Annotated in this window: 12 protein-coding genes; 3 read left to right on the forward strand and 9 right to left on the reverse strand. The window is 65.2% G+C overall.

The features are described 5' to 3' along the window. Position 1: 1 nt before the first annotated feature. The 8 genes from gcl to JQ592_RS01350 all read right to left on the reverse strand — a co-directional run bounded on the left by gcl (position 2) and on the right by JQ592_RS01350 (position 10,888). Positions 2-1,786, reverse strand: a complete 1,785-nt coding sequence (gcl, locus tag JQ592_RS01315) for a glyoxylate carboligase (protein WP_211401121.1) — start codon at positions 1,784-1,786, stop codon at positions 2-4. Positions 1,787-1,939: 153 nt separating this feature from the next. Next, positions 1,940-3,742 (reverse strand): adenine deaminase C-terminal domain-containing protein, encoded by a 1,803-nt coding sequence (locus JQ592_RS01320; protein WP_211401122.1) that lies wholly within the window; start codon positions 3,740-3,742, stop codon positions 1,940-1,942. A gap of 85 nt (positions 3,743-3,827) precedes the next feature. Beyond that, positions 3,828-4,628 (reverse strand): NYN domain-containing protein, encoded by an 801-nt coding sequence (locus JQ592_RS01325; protein WP_211401123.1) that lies wholly within the window; start codon positions 4,626-4,628, stop codon positions 3,828-3,830. A 54-nt stretch (positions 4,629-4,682) separates the two neighbouring features. Beyond that, positions 4,683-6,182 (reverse strand): tripartite tricarboxylate transporter permease, encoded by a 1,500-nt coding sequence (locus tag JQ592_RS01330; protein ID WP_211401124.1) that lies wholly within the window; start codon positions 6,180-6,182, stop codon positions 4,683-4,685. Beyond that, positions 6,182-6,664, reverse strand: coding sequence for a tripartite tricarboxylate transporter TctB family protein (locus JQ592_RS01335; protein WP_211401125.1), 483 nt, complete (start codon positions 6,662-6,664; stop codon positions 6,182-6,184). The genes JQ592_RS01330 and JQ592_RS01335 overlap by 1 nt, the downstream gene beginning before the upstream one ends. Further along, positions 6,661-7,629: a Bug family tripartite tricarboxylate transporter substrate binding protein gene (locus tag JQ592_RS01340; protein WP_211401126.1), complete on the reverse strand. Its 969-nt coding sequence runs from the start codon at positions 7,627-7,629 to the stop codon at positions 6,661-6,663. Before JQ592_RS01340 ends, JQ592_RS01335 begins: the two co-directional genes overlap by 4 nt. A 113-nt stretch (positions 7,630-7,742) precedes the next feature. Next, positions 7,743-8,585, reverse strand: coding sequence for an IclR family transcriptional regulator (locus JQ592_RS01345; protein ID WP_211401127.1), 843 nt, complete (start codon positions 8,583-8,585; stop codon positions 7,743-7,745). Positions 8,586-8,758: 173 nt separating this feature from the next. Continuing rightward, positions 8,759-10,888 (reverse strand): acetate--CoA ligase family protein, encoded by a 2,130-nt coding sequence (locus JQ592_RS01350; RefSeq protein ID WP_211401128.1) that lies wholly within the window; start codon positions 10,886-10,888, stop codon positions 8,759-8,761. A gap of 348 nt (positions 10,889-11,236) precedes the next feature. On the opposite strand from JQ592_RS01350, the gene JQ592_RS01355 reads away from it, so the two are divergent. The 3 genes from JQ592_RS01355 (at position 11,237) to frc (ending at position 15,070) form a co-directional block, all read left to right on the forward strand. Next, positions 11,237-11,932, forward strand: a complete 696-nt coding sequence (locus JQ592_RS01355; protein WP_164936202.1) for a GntR family transcriptional regulator — start codon at positions 11,237-11,239, stop codon at positions 11,930-11,932. Between the two features lie 61 nt (positions 11,933-11,993). After that, positions 11,994-13,727, forward strand: a complete 1,734-nt coding sequence (oxc, locus tag JQ592_RS01360; RefSeq protein WP_211401129.1) for an oxalyl-CoA decarboxylase — start codon at positions 11,994-11,996, stop codon at positions 13,725-13,727. Positions 13,728-13,792: 65 nt separating this feature from the next. Then, positions 13,793-15,070, forward strand: a complete 1,278-nt coding sequence (frc, locus tag JQ592_RS01365; RefSeq protein ID WP_211401130.1) for a formyl-CoA transferase — start codon at positions 13,793-13,795, stop codon at positions 15,068-15,070. Between the two features lie 272 nt (positions 15,071-15,342). Here frc and JQ592_RS01370 read toward each other — a convergent pair whose 3' ends face one another. After that, on the reverse strand, positions 15,343-17,766 hold the full coding sequence (locus JQ592_RS01370; protein WP_211401131.1) for a cytochrome c3 family protein: 2,424 nt from the start codon (positions 17,764-17,766) through the stop codon (positions 15,343-15,345). Positions 17,767-17,793: the final 27 nt, after the last annotated feature.

Consider the following 17,793-nt stretch of genomic DNA (forward strand, 5'->3'; position numbering starts at 1 on the left):
CCTATTCTGCCGGCTGCAACACGCGTGTAGTCCCGACTTCGTCGAGCGGCAGATCCAGCACCTCCTCGAACTCGACGATGTTGTCGATCTCCGTGCCCATCGCGATGTTGGTGACGCGTTCGAGGATGAACTCGACCACCACGGGCACGCGGTGCTTCGCCATCAATTCGCGCGCGGTGGCGAACGCGGCCTGCGTGTCCTTCGGATCCGTCACGCGGATCGCCTTGCAGCCGAGGCCCTCGGCCACCGCGACATGGTCGACGCCGTAGACGCCGATCTCGGGCGCGTTGATGTTCTCGAAGGAGAGCTGGACGTGGTAGTCCATGTCGAAGCCGCGCTGAGCCTGGCGGATCAGGCCGAGATAGGAATTGTTCACGACGACGTGGATGTAGGGCAGATTGAACTGCGCGCCGACCGCGAGCTCCTCGATCAGGAACTGGAAGTCGTAATCGCCGGAGAGAGCGACGATCTCGCGATCCGGGCACGCCGCGCGCACGCCGAGAGCGGCGGGCAGCGTCCAGCCGAGCGGGCCCGCCTGCCCCGCATTGATCCAGTTGCGCGGCTTGTAGACGCCGAGGAATTGCGCGCCGGCGATCTGCGACAGGCCGATCACGGTGACATAGGTGGTGTCGCGGCCGAACGCCTTGTTCATCTCCTCATAGACGCGCTGCGGCTTGATCGGGACGTTGTCGAAATGGCTCTTGCGCAACATCGTCTTCTTGCGATCGCGGCAGGAAGCGGGCCACGCCTGGCGCTCGCGAAGCCTGCCCGACCGCCGCCACTCCCTGGCGACGGCAACGAAGAGCTCGAGCGCGGCCTTGGCGTCCGAGACGATGCCGAGATCGGGATTGAACACGCGCCCAATCTGGGTCGGCTCGATGTCCACGTGAACGAATTTGCGGCCCTTGGTGTAGGTCTCGACCGAACCGGTGTGGCGGTTGGCCCAGCGATTGCCGATGCCGAGCACGAAGTCGGATTCAAGCAGCGTGGCATTGCCGTAGCGGTGGCTGGTCTGCAGGCCGACCATGCCGGCCATCAGCACGTGATCGTCGGGGATCGCGCCCCATCCCATCAGCGTCGGCACGACGGGCACGTTGGCGATCTCGGCGAACTCGACCAGGAGATCCGACGCGTCGGCATTGATGATGCCGCCACCCGCGACGATCAGCGGCCGCTCGGCGGCGTTGAGCATCTCCAGCGCCTTCTCGACCTGCTTGCGCGTCGCTGTGGGCTTGTAGACCGGCAACGGCTCATAGGTCTCGTCGTCGAACTCGATCTCGGCGAGCTGCACGTCGAGCGGCATGTCGATCAGCACCGGTCCTGGCCGGCCCGAGCGCATGATGTGAAACGCCTGGCTGAACACGCGCGGCACCAGGGCCGGCTCGCGCACGGTGACCGCCCATTTGGTCACGGGCTTTGCAATCGACTCGATATCGACGGCCTGGAAGTCTTCCTTGTAGAGCCGCGCGCGCGGCGCCTGGCCGGTGATGCAGAGGATCGGAATGGAATCGGCGATCGCCGAATAGAGCCCGGTGATCATGTCGGTGCCGGCCGGCCCCGAGGTGCCGATGCAAACGCCGATATTGCCGGCCTTCGCCCGCGTATAGCCCTCGGCCATATGCGAGGCGCCCTCGACATGGCGCGCCAGGATGTGGCGGATCGAACCGCGCTTCTTCAGCGCCGAATAGAGCGGATTGATCGCGGCCCCGGGAACACCGAAGGCCGTCGAGATGCCTTCCTTCTCCAGGATACGCACGGCCGCATCGACAGCTCGCATCTTCGCCATATCGGACCTCGCTTTGGCTTAAGTCAGCGAGCGAGATCATCGGGTGCGCAAGAAGCGATCTCAACGAGATCGATTTTATTTTCCACGATGCGGCAGCGTTGGAAAAATCGCGGCTGTCTCAATCGGTTAGATGAAGCGACGCGTGAAAGCGTTTCATTCGAACAGCGGCGCCAGCTCCATCTGCGGCACCAGCACGAGGCCCTTGTCGGTGATGCGAATTTCCGGAATGACCGATAGCGGAATCAGATTGAAACCCATGTAGGGGATGGTGCAGCCGGCCTCGGCCCATTCCTTCTTCAACACCTTCACCTCTTCGGCCACCTCGGTCACGCGCTTGTCGGAGAGCAGCCCCGCGATCGGCAGCGGAACCAGCGCCCTCACCTTGCCGTCGGCCACCACGCAGACGCCGCCCTGCTGTTCCTTGATGGCGGCGATCGCGACCCGCATGTCACCCTCGTTGGTGCCGGCGACGATGATGTTGTGGCTGTCGTGCCCGACGCTGGAGGCGACCGCGCCGCGCTTCAGGCCGAAATCCTTCAGCAGACCGTAGGCGACGTTGCCGGCCGACTTGCCGTGGCGCTCGACCACCGTGACGAAGCAGAGGCCGTAACGTTCAAACAGCGACAGCCAGTCCTTGGCCGGTTCGATCGCGACCTTCTCGTGGATCAGCGTGATGCCCGGCAGAGCCGTCTTGATTGCGTTGACGGTGCAGGCCTTCGCGGGCAGCTCCGGCGTCAGCTTCAGCTTCTCCGGCAGCTTCACGGTCGCATAAGCCGCCTTCGGATATTGGTAGCGCTGCGACAGCGCCTGATCGAGACGCGGCGTGATCTTGCGATGCTCGACCACGAGCTCACCGCCATACCAGGTGCATTGCGGCTTGAGCTGGTCGTCCATCAAAACGAGGTCGGCGCGGCGGCCGCCGCCGAGACCGCCGATGTCGCCCTCGATGCCGAAGCGCGTCGCGCCGTGCAGCGAGCCCATCGACCAGGCCTGCTCCGGCGACATCCCCGCCTTCACCGCCTCCCGCACGACCCAATCGAGACCGAACAGCAGCAAATCGTCGGCATCGCGGTCGTCGGTGCACACGGCCGTGCGCTTGTGCGAGGCGCCAAGCTCGGTGACCGTCCGGATCGCCTGCGGCAGCGAATGCCAGGGCGTGGTCGGCGGGCCGCCGCGCAAAAACACCCAGACGCCGGCATCGAGCAGATCGTCGGCGATGTCGCGGTCGATCGCCTCATGGGTGTCGGTGACGCCCGATGCCGCATAGGCCGCGACGAATTCGCGGCCGTAGACATGGCCGGACACCGGACGTCCCCTCTTCAAGGCGGCGGCGAGAATGGCGTGGCTGCGTTCATCGCCCATCGTGACCGGCACGAAATCCATCTTCTCGCCGAGCGCCACCGCCTCGGGCCAGCGGTCGAACAGGCCGGCGATCTTGTCCGGCGTGAGGTCGCCGCCGGCCGTCTCCAGCTCGGCCGAGGTCGCCGGCACTGTGCTCGGCACCGTCAGGAAGATCGAGAGCGGCGCCTCGCGCGCGTCCTCCAGCATCGCCTCGACGCCGGCGACGTCCATGACGTTGCCGATCTCGTGGCTGTCGCAGAAGATCGTCGTGGTGCCGTTGAGCAGCGCGGCCTCGGCATAGGCGCAGGCCGTCACCATCGAGGATTCGATGTGGATGTGCGGATCGACGAGGCCCGGCGCGATGATGCCGCCTGCGGCGTCGTACAACGCAACGTTGCTCCAGGCCTTCTTTGCTGTGCCTGCCGGCTTCACCGCCGCGATGCGGCCGCCTGTGATCCAGACCTCCCGCCCCGGATGGATACGCTCGGAATAGGTCGAGAGCACCCGCGCGCCCGATATGACAAGATCAGGCGCGACGCGGGCCGACGCGACATCAGCGAGGCGCCGCGTCATGCTGTGCAGCGGCGCGACGGCGAAACGGGTGAGTCTGGTCATCGGGGCTCTCGCGTGGCGTTACGGGCGAGCGATGGTTACGCCCCGCGCCAAACTGGGCAAGCGCAAATATAACGGCAGGCTCTGCTTACGTCTTAGGCGCCGAACTGCCTGCCGTCCCCGACCCTGTAGACCTCCGCGAGTTCCGCCGCCGCGGCGGCGGTGCGGCAGTGGGCTTGACCCGGATTCGCATCGACCGGCCCTTTGCCTCATCGATCTCGAACGAATTCGTCTTTCGCACAAGATCGCTCAGCTTGCGGAAGCCGAACGTCCTCGGATCGAAATCGGAAGCCAAGTTTGCAAGCTGCCGCCCGACTTCTCCGAGCGTGACCCAACCGTCCTCGCTCTCCATCTGGGTGATGACCTTCTTGATGATGGGCGTGGCGGCATCGGGCGGCTGAAGCGGTGCAGACCTTGAAGCGGCGTCCTGGGTGGTCGTCGTGCCGGCAAGCAGGTTCTCTGTGTAGACGAACCTTCGGCAGGCCTGCCTGAAGCTTTCCGGCGTCTTCTGCTCGCCGAACCCAAAGACATCGATGCCCTGCTCTCGGATACGGGCGGCCAGACGGGTAAAGTCGCTGTCGGACGAGACGAGGCAGAAACCATCGAACCGTCCGCTGTGCAGCAAGTCCATCGCGTCGATGACAAGGGTAATGTCCGACGCGTTCTTTCCTGTCGTGTATGCGAACTGCTGCTGCGGGATGATCGCATGTTTCGACAGGATGTCGGCCCAGCCCCTGGAACGCGCATTGGAGAAATCGCCGTAGATGCGGCGAACACTGGCCTCGCCGATCTTGGCAATCTCCTCGAACAGGCCATCCGCGATCTTTGCGGAGGCGTTGTCGGCATCGATCAGGACGGCGAGACGGGGCGAGCGAACTTCCGACGGCATGACGTTTCCTCAACGAGCTGGACGCGGCATTAGAGGACGCGTACGCCGGGACGGCTAGTCCTCATTCGGCTTGAACCGGCCGAGCCCCTTCAGCACGAAGGGCGCCAGCAGCGCGATCAGCGCGACACCGAGCAGCGTCGCCGAGATCGGGCTCTGCAGCAGCGTCATGGGATCGCCGAGGCTGATGGCGAGCGCGCGGCGCAGCTGGCTCTCGGCAATCGGGCCGAGGATCAGGCCGACCACGACCGGCGCGATCGGAAAATCGAACCGGCGCATCAGGAAGCCGAGCACGCCGAAGCCGGCCAGCATCGACAATTCCACCACCGACGGCTTTGCCGCGATGGTGCCCATGGTGGCGAACACGAGGATGCCGGCATAGAGCCAGGGCTGCGGGATCGCGAGCAGTCGCACCCACAGGCCGACCAGCGGCAGGTTGAGCACCAGCAGCATCATGTTGGCGATGAAAAGACTTGCGATCAGTCCCCAGACCAGATCGGGCCGCTCGGCGAACAGCAGCGGCCCCGGGTTGAGGCCGTATTGCTGGAAGCCCGCCAGCATCATCGCGGCGGTCGCCGAGGTCGGCAGTCCCAGCGTCAAGAGCGGCACCAGCGTGCCGGCGGCGGAGGCGTTGTTGGCCGCTTCCGGCCCGGCGACGCCTTCGATCGCGCCCTTGCCGAATTCCTCGGGATGTTTCGTCAGCCGCTTCTCGGTCGAATAGGACAGGAAGGTCGGGATCTCTGCGCCACCCGCCGGCAGCGCGCCGATCGGGAAGCCGAACATGGTGCCGCGCAGCCACGGCTTCCATGACCGCTTCCAGTCTTCCTTCGTCATCCACAGCGAGCCGCGCACCGGCTCGAGCTTTTCCTCAGTGTGGTGGCGGCGCGACGCGACATAGAGCGCTTCACCTACTGCGAACAGGCCGACGGCCAGCGTCGTCACCTCGACGCCGTCGAGCAATTCAGGGACGCCGAACGCAAGCCGTGCCTGCCCGGTCAGCTTGTCGATGCCGACGAGGCCGAGCGTCAGGCCGATGAACAGGCTGGTCAGGCCGCGGATCGGGGAGTCGCCGAAGGTCGCGGACACCGTGACGAAGGCGACGCACATCAGCGCGAAATAATCCTCGGGGCCGAAGCGCACGGCGACATCGACCAGCCATGGCGCGAGAAAGGCGAGTCCGATGGTCGCAATGGTGCCGGCGACGAAAGAGCCGATCGCAGAGGTCGCCAGCGCCGGACCGCCGCGGCCGGCCTTGGCCATCTTGTTGCCTTCGAGCGCGGTCGCCATCGAAGCGCTTTCGCCGGGCGTATTGATCAGGATCGCGGTGGTCGACCCGCCATACATGCCGCCATAATAGATGCCGGCGAACATGATCAGCGAGCCGCCGGGGTCGAGCTTGTAGGTGACCGGCAACAGCAGCGCGACCGTCAGCGCCGGGCCGATGCCGGGCAGCACACCCACGGCCGTGCCGAGGAACACGCCGATCAGCGCGTAGAGCAGGTTCATCGGCTGGACGGCAACGGCCATGCCGTGCGCCAGCGCGGCAAATGTGTCCATCACAGCAGTCGCTCCAGAGGGCCCGCCGGAAGGCTCAGCGTCAACAGCCGGTCAAAGGCGAGATAGATGAGGGTCGACATCACGAGGGCAATGACGCTGTCGACGAGGACGGCGCGGCGGCCGAAGGCTGCCGACGTCGTCACGAACAGCGCCGATGTCGCCAGGATGAAGCCGCCGCCGAAGCCGATGATGGCGATCAGCAATGCCAGGCCGACGAGGATCAGAAGCACCGGCACGGGATCGGTGCTCTCGCGCGCCGGCAAATTGCCGCGCAGCGCATCGATGAAATTGCCGATCGCGAGCAGCGCAAGGCCGCTGGCGACGACGACCGGCATCGCCTCCGGCCCCATGCCGTACATCGCGGCAGATTGCAGGCCGCGCGCGTCCCAGACCAGCACCACGGCAAGTAGCGCGAGCAAGGCGGCGATGACGATGCCGGCGCGATCGACGCGCCGCGGCTGCGCAGGATCGCCTGAGGTCATGATTTGACGAGGCCGACCGATTTCAGCACGTCGGTGACGCGCACCGTCTCCTTCTTCAGGAAGTCGGCGAAGGCGTCGCCGCCGAGATAGGCGTCCTCCCAGCCCTTCTGCTTGAGGATCTCCTTCCAGGCGTCCGACTTCACCATCTTCTCGACCGCATCGCTCAAAGTCTTGCGCTGCTCCGGCGTGATGCCGGGAGGCGCGACCACCGAACGCCAATTGGCGATCACGAGGTCGATGCCCTGCTCCTTGAATGTCGGGATGTCGCTGCCTGCGATACGCTTCTCCGAGGTCACGCCGATCGCGCGCAGCTTGCCGGACTTGATCTGCCCTTCGTACTCGCTAAGCCCCGAAATGCCCGCGGTGACCTTGCCACCGAGGATCGCGGCGAGCGACTCGCCGCCGCCGGAGAACGGGATGTAATTGATCTTCTTGGCGTCGGCGCCGACGGCGCCGGCGAACAGCGCCGCCATCACATGGTCGACGCCGCCGGCCGAGCCGCCGGCGAAGGTCACCTTGGCGATATCGGCCTTCACTGCGGCCGCCAGATCCTGCGCAGTCTTGATCGGCGAATTTGCGGGCACCACGATCACCTGGATTTCCTCGGTGAGGCGCGCGATCGGCGTCACCTGGTCGAGGGTGACAGGCGACTTGTTCATGGCGAGCGCGCCGACCATGACGAAGCCGTTGACCATCATCTGGTTGCCGTCGCCCTTGGCGCCGTTGACGAACTGCGCGATGCCGACGCTTCCGCCGGCGCCGGGAACGTTGGTGACCTGGACGCTGCGCGCCACGCCGGAGGCCACCAGCGCCTGCTGCATCGAGCGCGCGGTCTGGTCCCAGCCCCCGCCCGGGGCCGCCGGCGCCATCAGCTTGAGCTCGAGCTGCTGGGCGAAGGCAGGCGTCGCTGCCGCAAGGGTCAGCGCGACGGCCGCGCCGACAAGGCACGCGGGAAATCGAAACATGGGGGCATTCTCCAGGCTGGTGCGGACGTGTTGATCGTTTGCCGCATTGTGTCGTTTGGTCGCATATCAGCCAAAACGGCCGATGCTGTCCAGCGACAGGCCTGGGTTCCCGGTCAGCTGGAGGTCGGCATCACCCCGCCGAGCGCGACGGTCAGTTCAGCGGCGACTTCGCGCACGATTTGGCCGATTTCCGGTAGCCTGTCGTCGGTCAGGCGGCTGGTCATGCCTGAGACGGAGATCGCGGCCAGCGGCTCGGCGCAGTCGCTGTAGACGACTGCGGCAATACAGCGCAGGCCCATGCAGGCCTCCTCGTCGTCGACCGCAAAGCCCTGTTTGCGGATCTTTTCCAGCTCCCTGAACAGGTCGCTCGGCCGCACGATCGACTTTCCGGTCAGGCGGGGCATGCCGTGATGGCGGATGACGGCGCCGACGTCCTCGTCGGAATAGGTCGCAAGCACCGCCTTGCCGACGCCCGACGTCACCATGGGGACGCGGCCGCCGACCTTGGTCAGCGAGCGCATGATCTCGCGGCTCTCCATGCGGGTCAGCACGATGATGAACTCGTCGTCGACGACGGCGAGATTGGCGGTTTCGCGGGTGAGATCGCGCAGCTTGCGCAAGTAAGGAACGGCCTGCGCCGAGAAATTGCGCCGCCGGGCGAAGCTGGCGCCCACCGTGAAGCTGCGGACGCCGACATGCCATTTGGATTCGGCGCGGTCGAACTGTACGAAGCGGCGGCTTTCCAGGGTCGCCAGCAGGCGGTGCACGGTCGAGGCCGACAGGCCGGTGCGCACGGCAAGATCGCTGAGGCGATAGCCCTCGTCGTCCTCGGCCAGCGTTTCAAGAATCGACAGCGCGCGGTCGACGGACTGAACGCCGCCGTCGCGCGCCTCATGCTCGGCCTCCAATGGCGACCGGGCTTCGAGCGATTTGCGCCGGATCACGTTCTTGCTCATCGCGACCTGACCGTTCTCCCTCGCCCCGCTTGCGGGGAGAGGGTCGGGGTGAGGGGGAGCTTCCACAAGGACGGTGAGAGTTGGACTCGCGGAGAGTCCCCCTCACCCGAATTCGAGCCTTGCTCGAATTCGGCCTCTCCCCGCGAGCGGGGAGAGGCGAACATCAAGACGACTCAGAGCAGCCCTGCCCCGCGCGCCCATTTGTACTTGGCGCCGAGCACCTCGACCGGCAGCTCGGTGGAGTAAGCGTAGGCCGGGATGCCGTGCTGGTAGAGATATTCGGCGGCTTCCTCGACCTCGACGTCGCCGGCGAGCGAGGCGACCATGGGCTTCACAAAGCCCTTGGCCTCCATCTCCTTCTTCACCTCGACCATGTTGCGGGCGAACACCATCGGCGGGGTGACGATGGTGTGCCAGTAGCCGAGGATCAGCGCGTGGATGCGCTCATCCGACAGGCCGAGCTTCACGGTGTTGACGTAGGTGATCGGCGGCTCGCCGCCGGTGATATCCACAGGATTTCCGGCCGCGCCGAACGGCGGGATGAACTTGCGGAACGCCGCATCCAAATCCGGCGGCATCGACATCAGCGACAGGCCGTTGTCGACGCAGGAGTCCGACAGCAGCACGCCCGAGCCGCCGGCACCGGTGATGATCAAGACGTTCTCGCCCTTCGGCGTCGGCAGCACCGGCACGCCGCGGGCGAATTCGAGCAGCTGGCGCAGGCTGCGGGCGCGGATCACGCCGGACTGCTTGAACACGTCCTCATAGATGCGGTCGTTGCCGGCGAGCGCGCCGGTGTGCGAGGACGCAGCCTTCGCACCGGCCGAGGTGCGGCCGGCCTTGAGCACGACGACCGGCTTCTTCTTGGAGACGCGCTTGGCGGCTTCCGCGAAGGCGCGGCCGTCCTTGAGGTCTTCGCAGTGCTGCGCGATCAGATTGGTGTTCGGGTCCTGCTCGAAGAAGGCGAGCAGATCGTCCTCGTCGATATCGGATTTGTTGCCGAGGCCGACGATCGCCGACACACCCATTTTCGCCGAGCGCGAGAAGCCGATGATGGCCATGCCGATGCCGCCGGACTGCGACGACAGCGCCGCGTGGCCCTTGACGTCATAGGCGGTGCAGAAGGTCGCGCAGAGATTGGCCGGCGTATAGTAGAAGCCGTAGATGTTCGGCCCCATCAGGCGGATGTCGTACTTCTTGCCGACCTCGACGATCTCGGCCTGCAGCTCCGGCGCGCCGGCTTCAGCGAAGCCCGACGGGATCAGCACCGCGCCCGGGATTTTCTTCTCGCCGCATTCGGTGAGCGCGGCAGCCACGAACTTGGCGGGGATCGCGAACACCGCGACGTCGATCACGCCCGGTACGTCCTTGACGCTCTTATAGGCCTTGTAGCCGAGGATCTCGGCCGCCTTGGGATGGATCGGATAGATCTCGCCCTTGTAGCCGCCGTTGATGAGGTTCTTCATCACGGAGTTGCCGATCTTGCCGTCCTCCGCGGAGGCGCCGACCACGGCGACCGCCTTCGGCTGCATGATGCGGTTCATCGCCGCGACGATCTCTTCGGTCGGGCGCGGCTTCGGCTTGGGAACATAGGCGAAATCGACGACGATGCGGACGTCGGCGGCGGTCGCGCCCTTCGGGGTCGCGAACACAGGGTTGAGGTCGAGCTCGACGATCTCGGGGAAATCGGTGACGAGCTGCGAGACCTTGACGATGACGTCCGCGAGCGCCGTGCGGTTCACCGGCTCGCCGCCACGAACGCCCTTCAAAATCTCGTGCGCCTGGATGCCGTCGAGCATCGAGAGCGCGTCTTCCTTGGTCGCGGGCGCGAGGCGGAAAGTGATGTCCTTCAGCACTTCGACCAGCACGCCGCCGAGGCCGAAGGCGACCAGCTTGCCGAACGAGCCGTCGGTGATCGAGCCGACGATGACCTCGGTTCCGCCGGCCAGCATCTGCTGCACCTGGACGCCCTCGATCTTGGCATCGGCCTTATACTTCTTGGCATTGCCGAGAATGGTCTCATAGGCCTTCTCGGCATCCTCGACCGTCTTGAGGCCCACGATGACGCCGCCGGCCTCGGTCTTGTGGAGAATGTCCGGCGAGACGATCTTCATCACGACGGGGAAGCCCATGGACGATGCCATCTTGCCGGCCTCGCCCGCCGACTTGGCCACGCCTTCCTTCGGCACCGGAATGCCGTAGGCGTCGCAGACCAGCTTGCCTTCCGGCGCCGTCAGGCTGGTGCGGTTGTCCGCCTTGACCTGGTCGAGCACCTTGCGGACGGCATCTTTGGAATTGGACATGTGGCTTCTCCCTTGACCTCGGTTCGTTCTTTGCAAAGCGCGCGCATGTTGCGGCCGCCCGTGATGCTTGCCATTCGCCGCGCTCTGTTCCATGCCGCGGAACGGAGTGGCATAAGCCTGAGACTACTCCGCCGGCTAGGATCAAAAATGGCTGGCGATGGCATTTGGTATGCCAGAAGCCAACTTGTCAAGCTCGGGCATGCCTTGGAACGCCGCAAAAAATAGGCAGCTTGACATTCTGGCATGTGGTATGCCAAAAACTTTCCCGTCAATATTCCTGTAAAAGACGACTCCCACTGGAGGAGATTCGTCGTGTCACTACGGAAACCAACCAAGGCGTTGCCGAACATGGCCGAGGCAGACATCGCAATCGTTCGTATTGCCCCGGAGAGCAGCTTCAAGAACAAGGCGTATGACGCCTTGAAGGAAGCCATCCTCAAGATGGACATCTACTCGACGCCCGAGCCGGTGATGCTCGATGAGCGCGCGCTGTCCGAACGACTGGGTGTGAGCCGCACGCCGATCCGCGAAGCCATCGCGATGCTCGAGCAGGACGGTTTCGTGAAGACCGTTCCACGCCGCGGCATCATGGTGGTGCGCAGGACCAAGAGCGAGATCGTCGACATGATCCGCGCCTGGGCGGCGCTGGAGAGCATGGCCGCGCGCCTCATCACCACCACCGCGCGCAAGAAGGACATCACGGCGCTGCGCGACTTCTTCAAGGATTTCGGCAAGGACCGCCTGCCCGAGGATCATGTGGAGGAATACTCCAAGGCCAACATCGCCTTCCACCAGGCGCTGATCTCGCTGTCGGAATCCCCTGTCCTGGTCGATCTCACCAACGACCTGCTGCTGCATGTGCGCGGTTATCGCCAGCTGACCATCGGACGCAAGGATCGCACCGCGACCTCGCTGCCCGAGCATCTCGGCATGATCGAAGCACTCGAAGCGCGCGACACCGAGCTCGCCGAGAAGCGCGCCCGCGACCACACCCTTGGCCTTGCCGCTTACGTCGAAGCGCACGGCCAGGAACTGTTCACTTAGCAACGTTCACCAGAAGGGCGAAAAATTCGCCCCACTACTTGAGACCAGGGAGACAAGGCCCATGCTGAATACCGCGACCAAGTCCGAAGCACCGGGCACCGAGCAGGAACTGACGGATGGCTTTCATCTCGTCATCGACGCGCTCAAGCTGAACGGCATCAACACTATCTATAATGTGCCGGGCATCCCGATCACGGATTTGGGCCGCATGGCGCAGGCCGCCGGCATTCGCGTGATCTCCTTCCGCCACGAGCAGAACGCCGGCTACGCCGCAGGCATCGCCGGCTACCTCACCAAGAAGCCCGGCGTCTGCCTCACGGTGTCGGCGCCCGGCTTCCTCAACGGCCTCACCGCGCTCGCGCACGCCACCACGAATTGCTACCCGATGATCCTGGTCTCGGGCTCCTCCGAGCGCGAGATCGTCGACCTCCAGCAGGGCGACTATGAGGAAATGGACCAGCTCGCGATTGCCAAGCCGCTGTGCAAGGCGGCCTATCGCGTGCTGCACGCCCAGGACATCGGCATCGGCTTTGCCCGCGCCATCCGCGCCGCGGTCTCGGGCCGTCCGGGCGGCGTCTATCTCGACCTGCCGGCAAAGCTGTTCGGCCAGGTGATGAACGCCGAGGCCGGCCAGAAGTCGCTGGTCAAGGTGATCGACGCTGCGCCCGCGCAGCTCCCCTCGCCCGCCTCGGTCAAGCGCGCGCTTGATGTCTTGAAGAACGCAAAACGTCCGCTCATCATCCTCGGCAAGGGCGCGGCCTACGCGCAGGCCGACGAGGAGATCAAGAGCTTCGTCGAGAAGAGCGGCGTGCCGTTCCTGCCCATGAGCATGGCCAAGGGCCTCCTCCCCGACACCCATCCGCAGTGCGCCGGTGCGGCGCGCTCGACCGTGCTGAAGGACTCCGACGTCGTCATGCTGATCGGCGCCCGGCTGAACTGGCTGCTCTCGCACGGCAAGGGCAAGAGCTGGGGCGAAACGCCGAAGAAATTCATCCAGGTAGACATCGAGCCGAAGGAAATGGACTCCAACGTCGAGATCGTTGCGCCCGTCGTCGGCGACATCGGCTCGGTCGTCTCCGCCTTCAACCAGGCGATGGGCACCGGCTGGACCGCGCCGCCGGCCGACTGGACCAAGGCCGTCTCGACCAAGCGCGAAGAGAACGTCGCCAAGATGGCGCCGAAGCTCATGAACAACAAGTCGCCGATGGACTATCACGGCGCGCTCGGCGTGCTGAAGAACGTCGTCAAGGAGTATCCCGAGGCGATCCTCGTCAACGAAGGTGCCAACACGCTCGACCTCGCCCGCGGCGTCATCGACATGTACCGCCCGCGCAAGCGTCTCGACGTCGGCACCTGGGGCGTGATGGGCATCGGCATGGGCCAGGCGATCGCGGCCGCGCTCGAGACCGGCCATCCCGTGCTCGCCGTGGAAGGCGACTCGGCGTTCGGCTTCTCCGGCATGGAGGTCGAGACCATCTGCCGCTACAACCTGCCGATCTGCGTCGTCATCTTCAACAATGACGGCATCTATCGCGGCACCGACGTCAACGGCGCCAACTCCGATCCGGCAACCACCGTGTTCGTCAAGGGCGCGCGTTACGACAAGATGATGGAAGCCTTCGGCGGCGTCGGCGTGAATGCCACCTCGCCCGACGAGCTCAAGCGCGCCGTCAACGAGGCGATGAAGTCCGGCAAGCCGACGCTCATCAATGCGGTGATCGATCCGGCCGCGGGCTCGGAGAGCGGCCGCATTGGCAACCTCAATCCGCAGAGCGTCCTGCAGAAGAAGAAGTAAGTCCTCCCCTTCAACCCATATTCCCTGTGGTTAGCAGGGGCAGACACAGAGTACGGAGCAACATGATGACCAAAGCGCTCACGGGCGTTCGCATTCTCGACTTCACCCACGTCCAGTCCGGACCGACCTGCACGCAGCTGCTCGCCTGGTTCGGCGCCGACGTGATCAAGGTGGAACGCCCGGGCGTGGGTGACATCACCCGCGGCCAGCTGCAGGACATCCCGAACGTGGACAGCCTGTATTTCACCATGCTCAACCACAACAAGCGCTCGATCACGCTCGACACCAAGAACCCCAAGGGCAAGGAAGTCCTCACCGAGCTGATCAAGAAGTGCGACGTGCTGGTCGAGAATTTCGGCCCCGGCGTGCTCGACCGCATGGGCTTCCCCTGGGAGAAGATCCACAGCCTCAACCCGAGGATGATCGTCGCCTCGATCAAGGGCTTTGGTCCCGGACCGTATGAAGACTGCAAGGTCTACGAGAACGTCGCGCAGTGCACCGGCGGCGCCGCCTCGACCACCGGCTTCCGCGACGGCCTGCCGCTCGTCACCGGCGCGCAGATCGGCGACACCGGCACCGGCCTGCATCTCGCGATCGGCATCCTGGCCGCGCTCCACCAGCGCACCACGACCGGCAAGGGCCAGAAGGTCACCGCCGCGATGCAGGACGGCGTGCTCAACCTCGCCCGCGTCAAGCTGCGCGACCAGCAGCGCCTCGCTCACGGCCCGCTCAAGGAATACAGCCAGTTCGGCGAAGGCATTCCGTTCGGCGACGCGGTGCCGCGCGCCGGCAACGATTCCGGCGGCGGCCAGCCCGGCCGCATCCTGAAGTGCAAGGGCTGGGAGACCGATCCCAACGCCTACATCTACTTCATCACCCAGGCCCCGGTCTGGGAGAAGATCTGCGACGTGATCGGCGAGCCGACCTGGAAGACCGATCCGAAGTACGCGAAGCCCGCGGCGCGCTTGCCCCACCTGAACGAGATCTTCGGCCGCATCGAACAGTGGACGATGACGAAGACGAAGTTCGAGGCGATGGAAATCCTCAACAAGGATGACATCCCCTGCGGCCCGATCCTGTCGATGAAGGAGATCGCCGAGGACCAGTCGCTGCGCGCCACCGGCACCGTGGTCGAGGTCGACCACCCCACCCGCGGCAAGTACATCTCGGTCGGCAACCCGATCAAGCTGTCGGATAGCCCGAGCGACGTGCAGCGTTCGCCGCTGCTCGGCGAGCACACCGACGAGATCCTGCGCTCGGTGCTCGGCTTCAGCGATCACCAGGTCGCCGACATCCACAAGTCCGGCGCACTCGACCCGCCGCAGAAGCAGGCCGCTGAGTAAGCGACACCGCCTCGAACGATACGCAAGGGCCGCCCGAAGGGGCGGCCTTTTTGCTTGTGAATGCGTGCAGTCGCAGGGCTCAAACTAAAAAATGGAAAAACAACCCCATGCACAGTAGCGCCCCCCTTGGCATCAAAGGGTATTTCTGATTTGGCGAAAATCGCTTTGACCCGTCGGGCAAAACAGGGGTAGAAGTCTATCATTGGGATTTGTCCGCCTGAGGTTCGTCATCGTGCCCGATACCAACGGGCATCCGGCTCTCCCCCACCCATCTATCGCTTCAGCTCCCTGATCAGGTCGGCTAGACGCGAATCGTCAGGCCGGAGGCGCGCCAGTCGCTCGGCGTATCCAAGCGCCGCCGCGATGTCTCCCTTTTCCCTGCTGAAGCTCAAAGCGGCTGAGAGCAGCTCCAGATTGTTCGGATGACCGCGCAGGCTCTGGTCCAGCACAGAAAGAGCATCGTCGCGCCGACCCATTCCGTTCAGTCCGACGGCATAGACGTAGGCGTACCGCATTTGGCCGGGGTCAAGAGAGGCAGCCCGATGCAGCTCGTCGAGGGCCTCCTCGCTGCGCTTCTGGCGCACGAGTGTCAGACCAAGCGCGTAGTGGAGTGATGCGTCCTGCGCCGACGTGGAGAGTGCTTCACGCAGGATTTTCTCCCCATCACTGTCGCGTCCGAGCTGCCGATACAGGTCGGACAGGTTGACGGCGGCCGCCGCAAACGAGGGATCGAGCCTGAGGGCGGCGCGGTATTCGGCCTCCGCGGCGCCGGGATTGGCCTGGCGCCGGAAGAAGTCGCCGAGCGCCGTTCGCGAATCCGGCCGATCAGCATTCAGCTTCTGCGCAGCAATGAATTCGGCAGCCGCCTGCATGAACTTGTCGCGATCGGCCGCTGGCTGGCGCGCTGGGGGCATGGCGGCCAGAAGTTCGGCGGCGCGAATGCGCACACCACGCACGGGATCGCCCAGCTGCGGCGAAGCGAGCGGCCAGAGCTGATCGGCCGGCACTCCTTCGAGCCGATCGAGCGCGCCGAGCCTCACGAGCGGATCGGAATCGGAAAGCCCCTGCCGGATCAGATCGAGAACCGGTGCCGGAAGCTCCGCCAGCGCGCTGGCACGGACGATACCGGGGACGTCAGCTGCTCCAGCGATTGCGATAAGCTGCACTTGCGCGTCGGCCGCTTCGCTCCAGGCAGCATGAAACGCACGCGCATAGGTCTGATGGCCGCGCCGCTCTGGCCCGAACCAGCCCTCGATCTGATGCGCTGCCCAGGCCGCCGGCTTGTCGCGATGGCAGTCGTTGCACGCATTCGGTGCTCCCGTCTGCAGCGAGAGATCGGGACGCGGAACGCGGAAGCCGTGGTCGTGGCGGCGGTCGACGACCATGTAACGGCGTTCCGGCATGTGGCAGGACGGGCAGCCCGGCGGCGGCGAGACATCGGCGTGATGCCGGTGCGCGGTGGATTCATATTTAGCGGGCGTATGGCACTGCCAACAAACGCCGTCTCCGGGCGCCTTCAACGTTGCGCTGTGCGGGTCGTGGCAGTCGCTGCAGGTCACGCCCTTGGCGAACATCCTGCTCTGCTTGAACGGTGCGTAATTGTAGGTCTCCTCGTCGTCGCGCATCTGGCCGTCGGCATGAAAGCGCTGGCGATCGAGCAGCGATACGCGGTGCGTGTCAGAGAGCGGTCGGCCCGGTATCCAGTCTTCCGAAAGCTGCCCGCGGCGCGCGTGGCAGCGCCCGCAGGTCTCGACCTCCTTGCGCAGCGCCGGCGCCGGCGCGCTGCGTACCGGCGTCAACGTGCCGGCGGAGGCGGACCAGGTGATGCCGGTGCGCTCATCGAAGCGGACCAGCAGGCCGTTATCGGCCTCGCGCGCCGCCGGCTTGCTGCGCGCCCAGGTGACGTGGCGCGAGCCGGCGCCGTGGCACGCCTCGCAGCCGACGCTGATCTCGGAGAAGGTGGTGGCGAAGCGATCCTTCTCGGCGTCATAGCCCTTGTGCACATCGGTCGAATGGCACTCCGCACACATGAAATTCCAGTTCTGGTTCAGCTTCGTCCAGTGCAGGGAATCGCTGCTGGTGATGGCGCTGTCCGGGTAGAGATGAAACCAGCGCTGACCGCCCTGCTCTTTCGGCCGCGTGTCCCAGGCGATGGACAGGGCCTGGACACGGCCATCCGGGAATTGGATCAGATATTGCTGCAGCGGGTCGATGCCGAAGGTGTATTTCACCTCGAAGGTCGCGAGCTTGCCGTCAGGCCCGTCGGTCTCGACCAGGAACTTGTTGTCCTTGCGGAAGAAGCGGGAGCGCGCGCCGGCGTAGTCGAAAGTCGCGCTGTTGAAATCGCCGCGCACGGACTGCGCCGTCGCGTGATCCATGGCGCGGCGGTGCTGCGAGGCCCGCCAGAGTCTTGCTTCCGCTTCGTGACACCCGGCACAGGACTCGCTGCCGACGAAAGCCAATTCGGCAGGCGCCGACGTCTGGACGGGAGCCTTCGATGGTTCGAACCACTGCAGTCCGACGACGATCGCGGCAACGACGGCGATCACGGCAACCACTGCGCTCGCACCGACGATCCAGCGCCTCGTGGCGCTGTGATTGGCTTGCAGCGGCTGCGGCGCGGACTGCACCGGTTCGGGCGCTGGCGCCTTGCGGAGCTTGCCGTTCTTGCGGTTCTTTCGCGAGCCTCGTGTCACGTCTGCTTACCGCTCCAGCCGCTCCGC

Source organism: Bradyrhizobium iriomotense (assembly GCF_018129405.1).
GTDB lineage: Bacteria > Pseudomonadota > Alphaproteobacteria > Rhizobiales > Xanthobacteraceae > Bradyrhizobium > Bradyrhizobium iriomotense_B.

Bases quoted from the DNA above. Each gene is read 5' to 3' on its own strand.
- JQ592_RS01325 (WP_211401123.1), bottom strand. From the start codon at position 4,628: ATGCCGTCGGAAGTTCGCTCGCCCCGTCTCGCCGTCCTGATCGATGCC.
- JQ592_RS01340 (WP_211401126.1), bottom strand. From the start codon at position 7,629: ATGTTTCGATTTCCCGCGTGCCTTGTCGGCGCGGCCGTCGCGCTGACC.
- JQ592_RS01335 (WP_211401125.1), bottom strand. From the start codon at position 6,664: ATGACCTCAGGCGATCCTGCGCAGCCGCGGCGCGTCGATCGCGCCGGC.
- frc (WP_211401130.1), top strand. From the start codon at position 13,793: ATGACCAAAGCGCTCACGGGCGTTCGCATTCTCGACTTCACCCACGTC.
- JQ592_RS01345 (WP_211401127.1), bottom strand. From the start codon at position 8,585: ATGAGCAAGAACGTGATCCGGCGCAAATCGCTCGAAGCCCGGTCGCCA.
- JQ592_RS01355 (WP_164936202.1), top strand. From the start codon at position 11,237: ATGGCCGAGGCAGACATCGCAATCGTTCGTATTGCCCCGGAGAGCAGC.
- JQ592_RS01350 (WP_211401128.1), bottom strand. From the start codon at position 10,888: ATGTCCAATTCCAAAGATGCCGTCCGCAAGGTGCTCGACCAGGTCAAG.
- oxc (WP_211401129.1), top strand. From the start codon at position 11,994: ATGCTGAATACCGCGACCAAGTCCGAAGCACCGGGCACCGAGCAGGAA.
- JQ592_RS01320 (WP_211401122.1), bottom strand. From the start codon at position 3,742: ATGACCAGACTCACCCGTTTCGCCGTCGCGCCGCTGCACAGCATGACG.
- gcl (WP_211401121.1), bottom strand. From the start codon at position 1,786: ATGGCGAAGATGCGAGCTGTCGATGCGGCCGTGCGTATCCTGGAGAAG.
- JQ592_RS01330 (WP_211401124.1), bottom strand. From the start codon at position 6,182: ATGGACACATTTGCCGCGCTGGCGCACGGCATGGCCGTTGCCGTCCAG.